The sequence below is a fragment of the Caballeronia sp. A2-2 genome (genome assembly GCF_057612605.2).
In genome coordinates this window covers 1,408,244-1,419,555 of record NZ_CM172588.1, presented here as the reverse complement: position 1 = coordinate 1,419,555, position 11,312 = coordinate 1,408,244, and the positions used below count along the sequence as shown (strand labels likewise).

Annotated in this window: 12 protein-coding genes; 4 read left to right on the top strand and 8 right to left on the bottom strand. The window is 59.1% G+C overall.

Annotation, left to right across the window (positions count from 1 at the left end; translation table 11 throughout):
• Window positions 1-108: 108 nt before the first annotated feature.
• The 3 genes from ACZCWR_RS22850 to ACZCWR_RS22840 all read right to left on the bottom strand — a co-directional run bounded on the left by ACZCWR_RS22850 (window position 109) and on the right by ACZCWR_RS22840 (window position 3,202).
• Window positions 109-849 (bottom strand): DCL family protein, encoded by a 741-nt coding sequence (locus tag ACZCWR_RS22850; protein WP_487303892.1) that lies wholly within the window; start codon window positions 847-849, stop codon window positions 109-111.
• 179 nt (window positions 850-1,028) lie between these two features.
• Window positions 1,029-2,171, bottom strand: a complete 1,143-nt coding sequence (locus tag ACZCWR_RS22845) for a heavy metal-binding domain-containing protein (RefSeq protein ID WP_487303891.1) — start codon at window positions 2,169-2,171, stop codon at window positions 1,029-1,031.
• Window positions 2,172-2,389: 218 nt separating this feature from the next.
• On the bottom strand, window positions 2,390-3,202 hold the full coding sequence (locus ACZCWR_RS22840) for a hypothetical protein (protein WP_487303890.1): 813 nt from the start codon (window positions 3,200-3,202) through the stop codon (window positions 2,390-2,392).
• A gap of 76 nt (window positions 3,203-3,278) precedes the next feature.
• On the opposite strand from ACZCWR_RS22840, the gene ACZCWR_RS22835 reads away from it, so the two are divergent.
• Together ACZCWR_RS22835 and ACZCWR_RS22830 are read left to right on the top strand one after the other, a co-directional pair.
• Window positions 3,279-6,743, top strand: coding sequence for a TM0106 family RecB-like putative nuclease (locus ACZCWR_RS22835; RefSeq protein WP_487303889.1), 3,465 nt, complete (start codon window positions 3,279-3,281; stop codon window positions 6,741-6,743).
• A gap of 77 nt (window positions 6,744-6,820) precedes the next feature.
• The gene (locus tag ACZCWR_RS22830; protein ID WP_487303888.1) at window positions 6,821-7,831 is read left to right on the top strand and encodes a hypothetical protein; all 1,011 of its coding nucleotides are present in this window, start codon (window positions 6,821-6,823) and stop codon (window positions 7,829-7,831) included.
• Here the strand turns inward: ACZCWR_RS22830 and ACZCWR_RS22825 are convergent.
• Window positions 7,828-8,196: a hypothetical protein gene (locus ACZCWR_RS22825; protein ID WP_487303887.1), complete on the bottom strand. Its 369-nt coding sequence runs from the start codon at window positions 8,194-8,196 to the stop codon at window positions 7,828-7,830. The two genes, ACZCWR_RS22830 and ACZCWR_RS22825, sit on opposite strands and share 4 nt — an antisense overlap.
• A 314-nt stretch (window positions 8,197-8,510) precedes the next feature.
• Between ACZCWR_RS22825 and ACZCWR_RS22820 the strand changes: the two genes are divergently transcribed.
• Together ACZCWR_RS22820 and ACZCWR_RS22815 are read left to right on the top strand one after the other, a co-directional pair.
• A complete protein-coding gene (locus tag ACZCWR_RS22820; RefSeq protein WP_487303886.1) occupies window positions 8,511-9,047 on the top strand; it encodes a hypothetical protein in 537 nt (178 codons plus the stop codon).
• A 21-nt stretch (window positions 9,048-9,068) separates the two neighbouring features.
• Window positions 9,069-9,260 (top strand): HNH endonuclease, encoded by a 192-nt coding sequence (locus ACZCWR_RS22815; RefSeq protein WP_487303885.1) that lies wholly within the window; start codon window positions 9,069-9,071, stop codon window positions 9,258-9,260.
• Between the two features lie 300 nt (window positions 9,261-9,560).
• Here the strand turns inward: ACZCWR_RS22815 and ACZCWR_RS22810 are convergent, their stop codons facing one another.
• The 4 genes from ACZCWR_RS22810 to arsN2 form a co-directional block, all read right to left on the bottom strand.
• The gene (locus tag ACZCWR_RS22810) at window positions 9,561-9,971 is read right to left on the bottom strand and encodes a hypothetical protein (RefSeq protein ID WP_487303884.1); all 411 of its coding nucleotides are present in this window, start codon (window positions 9,969-9,971) and stop codon (window positions 9,561-9,563) included.
• Between the two features lie 13 nt (window positions 9,972-9,984).
• Window positions 9,985-10,233, bottom strand: coding sequence for a DUF6440 family protein (locus ACZCWR_RS22805; protein ID WP_487303883.1), 249 nt, complete (start codon window positions 10,231-10,233; stop codon window positions 9,985-9,987).
• Between the two features lie 263 nt (window positions 10,234-10,496).
• Entirely contained in the window at window positions 10,497-10,823 is a 327-nt protein-coding gene (locus tag ACZCWR_RS22800; RefSeq protein ID WP_487303882.1) for a hypothetical protein, read from the bottom strand.
• Window positions 10,824-10,847: 24 nt separating this feature from the next.
• On the bottom strand, window positions 10,848-11,312 hold the full coding sequence (gene arsN2, locus ACZCWR_RS22795) for an arsenic resistance N-acetyltransferase ArsN2 (RefSeq protein WP_487303881.1): 465 nt from the start codon (window positions 11,310-11,312) through the stop codon (window positions 10,848-10,850).

The following is an 11,312-nucleotide window of genomic DNA, read 5'->3' as shown; positions in this document are numbered from 1 at the left end:
AGACGCCCTCTGCCTAGTCGTCATCTTGTCGCCACGTTGAAATGTGGCAGACCAATCGGTTCGTTTGACGAAAGCCCCATACGGAGGAGAGGGCGGGCGCGAGGAACGCTACAACTGGATGGGGCGCCGAATTTTCGGCTGACGCTGGCCTGCTGCCATGGAGAGGTTTGCACCCTTCTCGATAAGACGAAGCTTTGCAATTTGATGGTGGTAGCCGGCAAAAGCGGCGGCGACTGCGGGGTCTTGGAACGCGCTCACAATCTGCGCGTCGGCCGGCGGTGTCACGCATCCGGCCGGAATTGAATGAGACCAGCCACGCGCAGCGCGGAAACCCACGACAATCTGGGAAAACGTCATCCATGCGTGGTCGAGGTGTGCTTCATCGAACGAAAGCAGCTTTCCCGTGATTTCACAGGGTACTCTGTCGAGCGCGTCCCCATAGAGCTCGAACGCACTTTTCTTCGCGGCTAGGAGTGCAGCTTGGACTGCTGTACGACAGGCTCCCGTGAACTGCTGAGCATCACTCATCGGAACGGCCTTAACCGCCCAGATGTAGCTGATATCGGTGGCAGAGCCGTCTGTCCGGATAACCCAGAACCCCGGCGTCGAGAAACCATCGCTGACATTACGGCGGCGTTCGAAATGGTCAATACCGCTTCCTGCTTTCGCCGGCCCGTCTTGAATGGCGAGGTCAAATCGCTCAACAAGCGCGGATAGGTCGTCGTGGTCGCTTGCGTTGTCGATAGCCTGCTTGTCTTCATAACGCGCAAGCATTGCCTTGAAATGCGCCAATGCTGCTGCTTGCGTAGGCCACGATTTGCCGTTGGAAAGTGTGACGGGTTTTGCCATCGGAACGCTCCGCGGTGAGAAGCTAGCAGTTTCATGCAGCATAGCCGTCTTGTACAGAGTCCGACCATGGCCCAATACCCCTCCAAGAGGGCTACAGACACCTCAGACGGCTTATCGAATCGAACCTTTTGGGTGCGGGGGCGCTTTCACAAGCGCTCGACTTCAGGAAAAGCGCGCGTTCATTCGGTCTGGCTTGCCCCCGAGAGCATCGAGTCCACCGAATTCCTAAAGGTTCGCCGATGCGGTGCTACAGCTTGCACCGGCAGGGTATCGTGCTCGGTGGACAGACCATTCACTTTCTTCACCGCGGTGCCGATTGCCAGAAACTCAAGGATACCGCTCGACAGTTCGTTGACGACGACGTCCGTGCCGTAGACCGCTTCCGCGCCCGCGGCCTTCGCCTCGCTCTCCAGCATGTCCAGCGCATGCTCCCGCGCTTCATAGATGAGTTTCGTGAGCTCGGGAAGCTCACCCTTTTTCAGGCTCTGAAACCACGTTTTGACGCCGGTCGCTACGCCCAAGGCATACACAGCCGCGCCCATGACGATTTTCACCGGCGCCATGCCCATCCGCGTGAGAGACCAGAGCTCATCGCTTGTGAGGTCGCAGCTAACCGGCGTGCGCACGCTCAGCGCGGGGTGGTGAGCAGCCGTTCCGGTCATGAGCATCTCGTGGAAACCAAGGAACGGCAACATATCTGTCTCGACGCCGATGACGGCGTTCGCGCCCGCGGCGCCAGCGTCCGCAGCGAGGCGCTCCAGCGCCAGATGCCGCGTCTTGTTCAGAATACCGCTGATTTCAGGGAGTTCGCCGCGGAACAGGGAGCGCAAGCCTGCTGTGATGCCGCCTCCGACGCCCATGGAGTAGGCGACGTTGCCGAAAGCGAACTTTTTCGGCTGATAGCCGGCGTCCAGCGCGCAGTACAGCTCCTTTGCATCAAAGGAGGTTGTGAATGGCTCATTGCTCGATTCGTGGTGTACGGCAGAACCCAGTGCGAGAAACTCCAAGTGGCCGTCGAATATTTCAACCGTCGAGCGCACACCGGCTATGCCGTTGGCGTCCGTTTGAGCGCCTTCGGCCAGCAACCGGTTGAGGGCATCGTCACGACCATCTTTGATGAGCGATGTGACGTCAGGGCTTTCGCCGCCGGCGAGGTTTCGCACGCTCGAGTTGAGCGAGCCGAGCAGACCTCGAGACTGCACGCTGTTGCCAACCAACAACTGACCCGGGCGGAAGCCTTTCTTTTGCAGGCAGTAGATGTCGTGTCCACCAAGGCCGCTGATGACAATAGAGCGGTCGCGTGCCGTGTGTACTTGTGTCATTGAGTCGGGTCGGCGCAAACCGCCCTGTATATGCGATTTTTGAATGCAAAGCGACCAAACGACTTCGTTTGGCAAGTACGTTGCGTCGCCATGAAGCGTACCGCACCGTTGTCGACCGGAATGACCCATCTGCCGCGATTCTTCGCCATTTGGCAGGAGCGTCCGGCCAACCGCGTGCCAGGGCGAGGCGCGGTTCTCCGCTCAACTTTTGATGTTTATTAGTCGACGTCAGGGTCCCCGAGCGCCGTCGCCCGGCACCAAACGTCAACGAGGACAGGCGAGCCGCCGTGTGACGACGTGAACTCACGAATCCGCACCTGCGTTTGTGCGTACCACGAGTCGAATTCCGCTTCCGGCGCAAACGCGAGCGTCTCGTCACCCAGAAGCGCCGACACGCGCACGAGCGCCGGTGCGTTCAGGGTCGTGTGCGCACGCTGTTCGATGAGCTGTCGAATGTCGGCCGGCACCTTGATGCGCAGCCACTTCACGAAAAGGTCGACCAGCTTGTAGGTCTGACGGCGACTCAACGGGAAGTCCGCATGCGCTTTCGATTTCCAGAACTCGGACAGTGAGGTAACAAGCGACTCGTGCCATTTCTCGAAAACGTCCTCGCCCGTGAACAGCGTATCCAGTGCGCCGCGGTTCTTAAGCGCAATCAGGGCTTTCAATGAGTCGTTGGCCCACGCATTGAAAATGTCGTAGGCGGACGGCTTCCAGTTCTTGGGACCCGAAGGGTTGCCTTGAAACGCGCCGGCGGTCGCGCCAAAGAGCGTTTTCTCGCGATGAACGGCGTTGAAGTCTTCGCGACTGTTGTCAATGGCGCGCTGATAGTCTCGAACCAGCGGTGCCGTACCCATCTCTTCCAATGCAGGCGTCAAGTGTGAGCTCTCTTGTTTGTGTTTTGTAAGCTTCTCGGTTTCGAGAAGGGCACAACGACATGGCGCGGCCGACCTGAACGACGTGGCGCAGCAGGGGTACTTAAGTCCCGCCTCGCGAATGTCGTTAACACGGCATCGTGTGCCAGGCGACATTATCTCGCAAGAGAGCCCATAGACTGTCCCTTGTTTGCGTACGATGACGGCTCGAGCGGTGCAATAAGGAGAAAAAATGCTGCGACTGGACGGGGAGAGGGTTTATTCGGCGTCGGACTTGGTGTCGTTTCTTGAGTGCGAGCACAGCACAACGCTTGCCCTGACCGACATGGTGACGCCCTTGCAACGCAATCCGGAGGACGAGCAACTCGTGCTCGTACAGGAGCGCGGCATCCAGCACGAGAAGGCCTATCTCGAAACCCTCATTGCAGAAGGCAAGAGTGTCGTCGATATCAATGCGATTGCTGGCAAGGACATCCGCTCGCGCGTCGCCGCCACGCTCACCGCGATGAAGGAGGGGTTCGACGTTGTCTACCAGGCAGCCTTCCTCGACGACAACCTCCTCGGATACGCAGACTTTCTGGTCAAGGTGCCGATGCCGTCGAGCCTCGGTGCCCACAGCTATGAAGCAGTCGACACCAAGCTTGCGCTGTCTTCACGCGGCAAGTTTCTCGTGCAGCTCGCGTTCTACTCCCACTTGCTCGCACGTGCACAAGGCGTCTACCCGGAACGCATGGCGGTGCGCCTTGGCTCCAACGAGACGAAGACCTACCGCTGCGCTGATTTCCGCTTCTACTTCGATACAGCGCTCTCGCGTTTCCTCGCCCGGGTGAGCATCGCGAAGGCGGCGGACGCGGCGGCCGCAGCCGTCGACAGCTACCCCGACCCGTGCGACAAGTGCTCGCAGTGCCACTGGAGCAATCTGTGCGACGAGCGCCGGACGGCGGATGACCACCTGTCGCAGGTGGCGGGCATCACCCGGGTGCAGGTTCGCAAGCTGACTGATTCGGGCGTGCACACCCTCGAACTGCTGGCCGAAATGCCGGCCGAGACTCGAGTGCCGAAAATTGCGGACGAGACGCTCGCGCGTTTGCGCTCGCAGGCCGAACTGCAGCACCTCTTTCGAAAGGACAACGAGCGGCGTCTCGTACTGCTCGAGAAGGATGAGGACGACGCGCGCCGCCGCGGGTTCGAGCGCCTGCCCGAGCCGAACCCGGGTGACATGTTTTTCGACATGGAAGGCAATCCGCTCGAGACGGGCGGGCTGGAATATCTCTTCGGCGTCTGGGAGGTCGACACCGGTAAGGGCGTGTTCCGTGACTTCTGGGCGCATAACCGCGTTGAGGAAAAGCTCGCATTCGAGCAGTTCATGGATTACGTGGACGCCCGACTGAAGCTCTATCCGGATGCGCACATCTACCATTACGCCCCGTATGAACAAACGGCGCTCAAAAAGCTGATGTCCGTGCATGGCACGCGCGAAGCCTCTGTCGACAACCTTCTGCGCAAGGGCAAGCTCATCGACCTCTACGCGGTCGTCAGGGAAGCATTGCGCGTGTCGGAGCCCAGCTATTCGATTAAGTACATCGAGCGGTTCTATCGCGGTGTGCGGGCAGGGGATGTCACAAACGCTGGCGCCAGTATCGTGTTCTACGAACGTTGGAAGGCGCTCGTGAAAGAGGGCGGAAAAGAAGCCGAGGCCGCAAAGCTGCTGCAGGACATCGCTGACTACAATCGCGACGACGTGGAATCAACTTTCCAGCTTCGCGAATGGCTGCTGTCGCTCAGACCGACTGGAATGGTGTGGGCAACGGGTGCCGCGCCTGATGACGAAGCAGGCGAGAAGAGGAAAGAAAATCCTGACCGGCTCCGCACCGGGAAGCTTGTCGAGTCCATCCTGAAAATGCTGCCGGAGAAAGAGCAGAACTGGACCGAGGTTGACCGCTACCGGGCGTTGGTCGCGCACATGGTCTTCTACCACCGCCGCGAAGCCAAGCCCGACTGGTGGGCGATGTTCAATCGAATGGAAATGACCGACGCCGAACTCATCGAAGACGCCGAGAGTCTCGGTGGCATGGTGCGTGACCCCGACCGTCCGCCCATTCAAGTGAAACGGTCGAAGCGCTACTTCTACACCGCGCCCGCGCAAGAGACCAAGTTGCGCACGGGCGCACCGGCGACCGACGCGCGTACCGGGAAAAGCCTGTCAAATTTCGAAGTGGACATGCACTCGCTCAGCGTGTCATTCACGACGGCTACCGGCGTGGAGCCTGAGAAGGTCATTGCGGCCGGGCCAGGGCAACCGGTCTCGACCAAGTATCACGAGGCGGCGCTCGAGCATTTCGCCGCGTGCATGCTCTCGAAGGGTGATTCGTACCATGCGGTGGAGGCGCTGCTGTGCCGTGAGAATCCTCGCATCAAGGGTGTTGCTCAAGGCGCGCCGCTTGTAGACGACCGGGTTGAGCTCCTGCCTCAGGTCATCCGGGTCGTGGGCAACATGGATGAGACCTGCTTGTTTCTGCAGGGCCCTCCGGGTGCTGGCAAGACCTATACCGGTTCGCACGTTATCGTCGAACTCCTGAAACGGGGCAATCGGGTGGGCGTTACCTCCAACAGTCATCACGCCATCAACAACTTGCTGCGAGCAGTGGAGAAGCGAGCCGAGGCGACGAAGGTGGAATTCTTCGGGATGAAGAAGTCCACCGGTGGCGACAGTGAGCTTGGCGGCAGCATGATTGTCGATGTGCGGGATGAAGATGATATTTTCCTCGGGCAGCCGGACCTGGTCGCAGGAACATCGTGGCTTTTTGCGAAAGAGGAAATGCGCGACACGCTCGATTACATCTTCGTCGACGAAGCCGGGCAACTGGCGCTCGCGAACCTCGTCGTTGTCGGCATGAGCGCGAAAAACATCGTTCTTCTCGGCGACCAGATGCAGCTCGGGCAGCCCAGCAAAGGTATGCACCCGGGTCGTTCTGGCGATTCGACGCTGGACTATCTTCTGGACGGTGCCGCGACCATTCCCGCAGAAAAGGGCATTTTCCTCGGCACGACCTACCGCATGCACCCGGACGTCTGCGAGTTCATCTCGGACGCGGTGTACGACAGCCGCCTGAAGCCATCTGGTGACACGGTGCGGCGCGTGGTTCACGGTTCGTTCGACGGCGCGGCGCCTGCGGCCCTGACCGGCATTCGCTACGTGCCGGTGCAGCACGACGGCAATGCTCAGTCGAGCGCGGAAGAGGTCGAGAAGGTGAAAGCCCTTTTTGAGGAGTTGCTTCGGGGCACACGCGATGAGGAGGGCAGCATGGTGCCGATGACGCTCGACGATATCCTCGTGGTCGCGCCCTACAACGTGCAAGTCAACGAGCTTAAGCGCGCACTGCCGGCCGGCGCGCGAGTGGGTACGGTCGACAAGTTTCAGGGACAGGAAGCTCACGTGGTCATTCTGTCCATGACCACATCCAACGCTGACTACCTGCCCCGCGATATCGAGTTTCTGTTCTCCAAGAACAGGCTGAACGTTGCGGTCTCCCGCGCGAAGGCGCTGGCTGTGGTCGTCGCAAGCCCGGACCTGCTCTGCGTGCCTTGTTCGAAACCCGAGCAAATGGCGCTTGTGAACACGCTCTGTGCGCTGGTGCATTACTCCAACCGTCAACTGTCTCGCGGCGGGGCAACCGAGGCCCTCGACCTAGCGTAGTGTGAATGCCAAAACGGGACATAAAATGTCCCGTCTTTCATGCATCCTTGTGCTCCCCCCGACTTCCGGAGCCAGTATTGTACGAACGCTTTCTCCAGTTGCTAGCCGAGCTCAAGCTCCCGTCCTGCGGTGACGGACACTTCGAGGTCTTCTTCGCCGAGTTGCAGGCGCGTATCGAGCGCAAAGCGCTTCTGCTTCAGTCGTTGCTGCCCGGCCTGTCGGCGGCAAGCAGTCTAGAAGCCTTGAGCCGCGCGAGCGTCATGCCGAGCTGGTTGCGCACGCTCGAGACGTTCCAGCGCATCGACTCGCAAGCTGAGCTTGAAGAGTCCGCGTGGGAGCTGATTGACGTACTGCCTGTGTGTTTCGAGCCTGCGCCGGAAGAGCTGCCGTTATCTGTCGTGCAGCGCGTTTGCGTGCGCACGTTTGCGACGCGATTGCAGGAAGCGCTGCGCCTGGATGCTCCGCACGCGTTTCAGCTCGTTGCAGCGCTCTTCGGCGCGAGCGACTGGGCGGCGTTTGGTGGTCACAGGCCATTTTTGCCCACAGCTGAGACGCTGTACACGAATCGCACCACCTCCGCGCCTCCTGACGCCGCGGCAAGCGCACCAGAGTATGCCGTTCTCGAGCCCTGCGCCGCTGCGCAGCAAGCCGACGAAGAGTTCGAGGCACTCACGCTTCTTCGTCAGCCAGTCTTTCAGCTTGACCATGCTCAGAGCGAGAGTGTCGACCAGCCGTCTTTGCTGTGCGCCGCGTCGGTTGCCGCGATTCTGCGAGTCGAAAACGGCGATTTTGAAAACGCTGAGTGGAAGACGCGTCTCGCGCTCGAAGCGCTCGACGCGGTGTACCCGTCTGACTGGCGGCTGCCGCTTGCGCCCGACAGCAAAACGCATCTCTACTACGTGCGCCTGCGAGCCGCTCGATACTGCGCCTTACTGCATTCCGGCAATGCCGACGACGCGTATGCCGAATGGGATGTCCTGATGGCAAGGGGCCGCGCCTACCGAAAGGAAATTATGCGAATTACGCAGGAGCTCGCGCCAAAAGGGGCGAAGCCGCAACACAGGTCGGCGTTGCGGCTCGTCAGTTAGTGAGCTCCGCCTGCGTCCGACGCGGCCCACACCTCTTGCGCGTACGTTTCTGCCCAGTCAAGCGCCGACGCTACCGCGGCCTCATATGTCTCAGCGAAAAACCACTCGCTGCGAACCCGCGCCCAAGAGAAATGAAGCTCCCCACCATCGACGACGATGAATTCAGGCTGCCGGGCGTTGATGAGCCAGCCGAAAGGGCCATCGGCCTCCTGAATGGAATCCAGAAGCAGTTTTCCTAGGGAGGGGCCGTCGACGGTATAGGTCGGTTGAAACCACAACCGTCCGTGCAGGAGCGATTTCAGCGCTTCGAAATCGGACATCATCGCCGCCCGGAGGGATTCGGGCAGATTATCGTGGGTCGCCATCGTGTCGAGATGGACGATGTGCTCCAGTCGGAGAGACAGTCATTTGAAGTCGTGACTCAGTTCGCAGGATAAGCTCAACCGTTCCTCGATTAGTGACGTAGAAGGTTCGAGCATAGCCCGCACAGAGGACATTTCCCGGTCCTTTGTGGGTATGGCCGGTAGAGAACAGTCTGATAGCGACCACAGTGTTGCTTTTGCGGCGCAATGAGGGCTGAGCCCCTTACAAGGTAACCGACCGCTGCCTAAAATTGCAGCCACTACAAAGAGACCCAAGCGAGCGTCGAACGGTCTCAGTCATATTCGGGGATGGAAAAGTGAAGAAGCTGCAATTGGCTGACACGATGGGTTTGCGCTTTGATGGTCCGTGTATGCTCGACATTCAGCGCACGACGAAAGAAGGCGTGCCGGTTTATCCTTATTTGTGCGAGAAGGAAGGTGCTCCCGGGATACCCGTATTCGATGTCTCATTATCAGGAAACAGCGATGAGTATGAGGGTGTCGACTTGCCGGGATTGCTGAGACTTTTCAAAGATGGTGCTTTCAATCGGAAGGCGCAAATCAGGATGAAGCCTTTAACAGGCGGGCATCGAAGCGGAAAGGCGCCAGAGCTCGGAACCATCTCTGCGCACTTTCGCTCGCTCGTGGCCGCCCTTGATGCACCACAACCTCCCAAAGTGACTTCAAGTACGAGCACTCCCCGTGATGCCGACCAAGGTCGCTCCGCTATTGACGACCTATCATCGTTCGAAGAAGAGTCATCTGGCGACCGCGCGCTGACTGTTCGCCATGAATATCTCCGTGACCCACAGGAGCGGAAAAAGGTTATCGATTTCGCCAAAGGACACTGTTAGTACTGCCGCAAGCCAGGATTCGTGAAGGCCAACGGCGAGCGGTATCTTGAAGCCCATCACGTGATTTCACTTTCCGACAACGGTGATGACTCAGTCGAAAACGTGATTGCGGTGTGCCCAGAGCATCACCGCGAAGCTCACTTCGGCGTCAACGGAGAGGCGCTGGAGCGTGACTTCATGAAAGTCATCGGGCGACGTCGAGGCAAGCTGTAACCAGTCCCGCTGGTGCGGCTGGACGGCCGCGCTGGAGCTATCGCCAGGACGTCATCGACGTGTCCAGGCGCACTCCGAGGGGCGGTCTGCAACGGGAAAAACGGTGAACAGCGACACAATGCCCAGTGCCTTGAGCTTGCCCGCGGTTATACACCACGCGTTCAACACGTCTCGCTTGTTGAAGTAGCGCACCCGCAAGCTGCCATCAGCGTACGTTATCCAAAGGGCCATTGGCTTGTTTCTCGTCTTCGCGGTCTTCATCTTTTCCTTTGCGTATGGAAGGCGTAGTGGCGACCGGTCTCAAAAGTCCTCGGCCCACTTCTCCCAAAAACCGGGCGCGTCGTGGTGCGCATTCTTCATCGCGCGGTCGAGCGGCACTGCCCAGAACATCGCGTCGCTAAACCGCATTCTTCCGTCTTCGTGCTCGAGAAATTGCTGGACCTTCTTGAACTCAGGGTCGTTCTCGTCGAACGGAACGTCGACGTAAATCTGACCGGCGTACGAGCGCATGATGTTCTCGTTGGCGAAGTCCCCGCATGGCTTCCAGCCGACCCTGTTGGCAGCCAGCCACTCAATGATTGCCTTGCGAACATCGATATCTTCATACGACACAGGGTCGTCGAAACGCTCGGCCGGCGGGAATGCGATGAAGAGGACGTCGCGTTGTTTTTCTCGCGCAATCGCGTCGATGAACTGCAGGAGCATGGGCATGGAATTACTCCGCTTACTTCGACAGGCCGCACATCGCCTTGCCGTCAGCAGTCAGCCGAGGCGTCACCCCGTCGCGAACCCGGATGTACTGGCAGCCAGTCTCGACGTCGCGGTAGACATGAACCCAGTCGTCGGTCTTGACCTTCAGCTCCTCAAAGACTTTTGGGCCTTTGAGGGGAGGGTCGAATACGCCTAAGATGTAAAGCATTGCAAACATGAACGCGATTGACGCGAACATGAACCCTAGCGAACCCTTCAGCATCGACCGACTCCCCTGTTTTGTTATTTGATGAGCCTCAAATTATCCATAAGCAAGAGACATTTTATGTCCCGATATGACGTCGGTGGATGAGCGCGTCGACGAGATGATTTCACGCAAGGTGGCTGGCTTGAGAGCTCCGCGCCGCACTCGGCGTCCCGCTGTGGGATAAGGCGTCCGCGAGTTCGAACATAAAGGACGTAGGCCGTACGCATTGCCCCGTTTCGCGAAACGCAAGATACTCGCGTGGCAAAAACAACACGCCGTCAAAGACTTGTGAGCATCGCAAGATGGTCGTCCGGCCATGCTTCCAAGTATTCCTTCACCAGTTCCTCGACTTCGGACCACGCTTCGGCCTCTTCACCAAGACGACCGTACGCGCCTGTTTCCAGAACAGCCACCAGACATTGCAGGCAATCCAGCGCTCGCCGCGTCCGTTCACTCATTGCCGGCGACAACGAAAGCTCGCGCGCGACCACTTCGACGTCGCTGGTCGCAATTGAAAGTAGGCCTGTCATCAATTCGACGGTGGCGTTCGATGCGGGAGCGTCAAGCGGCCGATGGCGGGAGGGATTTAGACGATACGTATTCATTCCGCGTCTAGGGCAGCGATTTATTCAGGATGCTGCGGGCCGCGATGATTCGCTTAGTACGAGTGCCTTGGTCATGCAGACGGCAGTCGAAGGACAGATTAAGCGGAACTGTGCAGTAGTTCGCAACGCCGTGGGGGCAGACTCTCGCTTCGCAACCCGATAGCCCGCAGTGGCAAATAGCTGCTCGGCGCTTGTGGTCAAAAGCCACAACTCGGAGACACCTTGAACGCAGCAAGACCTCTCGATTGTGCTCAGAAGCAGCCGTCCGAGTCCTTTCCTTTCGCGCGACACTTCTACGGCGAGAGAGCGAACAAGCCCTGCTTGGTCGAAACGCTGTACGCCGACGCATCCGACGACGTCTCGGTCGACATCAGCAACGAGAAATCCCGCCATCAAATCTGCGCCCAAATCCGACGTCGGCAGGCCCCGTTGCGTGAGCAGGGCTCGGATTGCAGCCAAGTCGTGATTTCTCGCTTGCCGGAGTCTCAT

Bases quoted from the DNA above. Each gene is read 5' to 3' on its own strand.
- ACZCWR_RS22840 (WP_487303890.1), bottom strand. From the start codon at position 3,202: ATGTCGCCTGGCACACGATGCCGTGTTAACGACATTCGCGAGGCGGGA.
- ACZCWR_RS22800 (WP_487303882.1), bottom strand. From the start codon at position 10,823: ATGAATACGTATCGTCTAAATCCCTCCCGCCATCGGCCGCTTGACGCT.
- ACZCWR_RS22850 (WP_487303892.1), bottom strand. From the start codon at position 849: ATGGCAAAACCCGTCACACTTTCCAACGGCAAATCGTGGCCTACGCAA.
- arsN2 (WP_487303881.1), bottom strand. From the start codon at position 11,312: ATGAGACTCCGGCAAGCGAGAAATCACGACTTGGCTGCAATCCGAGCC.
- ACZCWR_RS22825 (WP_487303887.1), bottom strand. From the start codon at position 8,196: ATGGCGACCCACGATAATCTGCCCGAATCCCTCCGGGCGGCGATGATG.
- ACZCWR_RS22845 (WP_487303891.1), bottom strand. From the start codon at position 2,171: ATGACACAAGTACACACGGCACGCGACCGCTCTATTGTCATCAGCGGC.
- ACZCWR_RS22810 (WP_487303884.1), bottom strand. From the start codon at position 9,971: ATGCCCATGCTCCTGCAGTTCATCGACGCGATTGCGCGAGAAAAACAA.
- ACZCWR_RS22805 (WP_487303883.1), bottom strand. From the start codon at position 10,233: ATGCTGAAGGGTTCGCTAGGGTTCATGTTCGCGTCAATCGCGTTCATG.
- ACZCWR_RS22835 (WP_487303889.1), top strand. From the start codon at position 3,279: ATGCTGCGACTGGACGGGGAGAGGGTTTATTCGGCGTCGGACTTGGTG.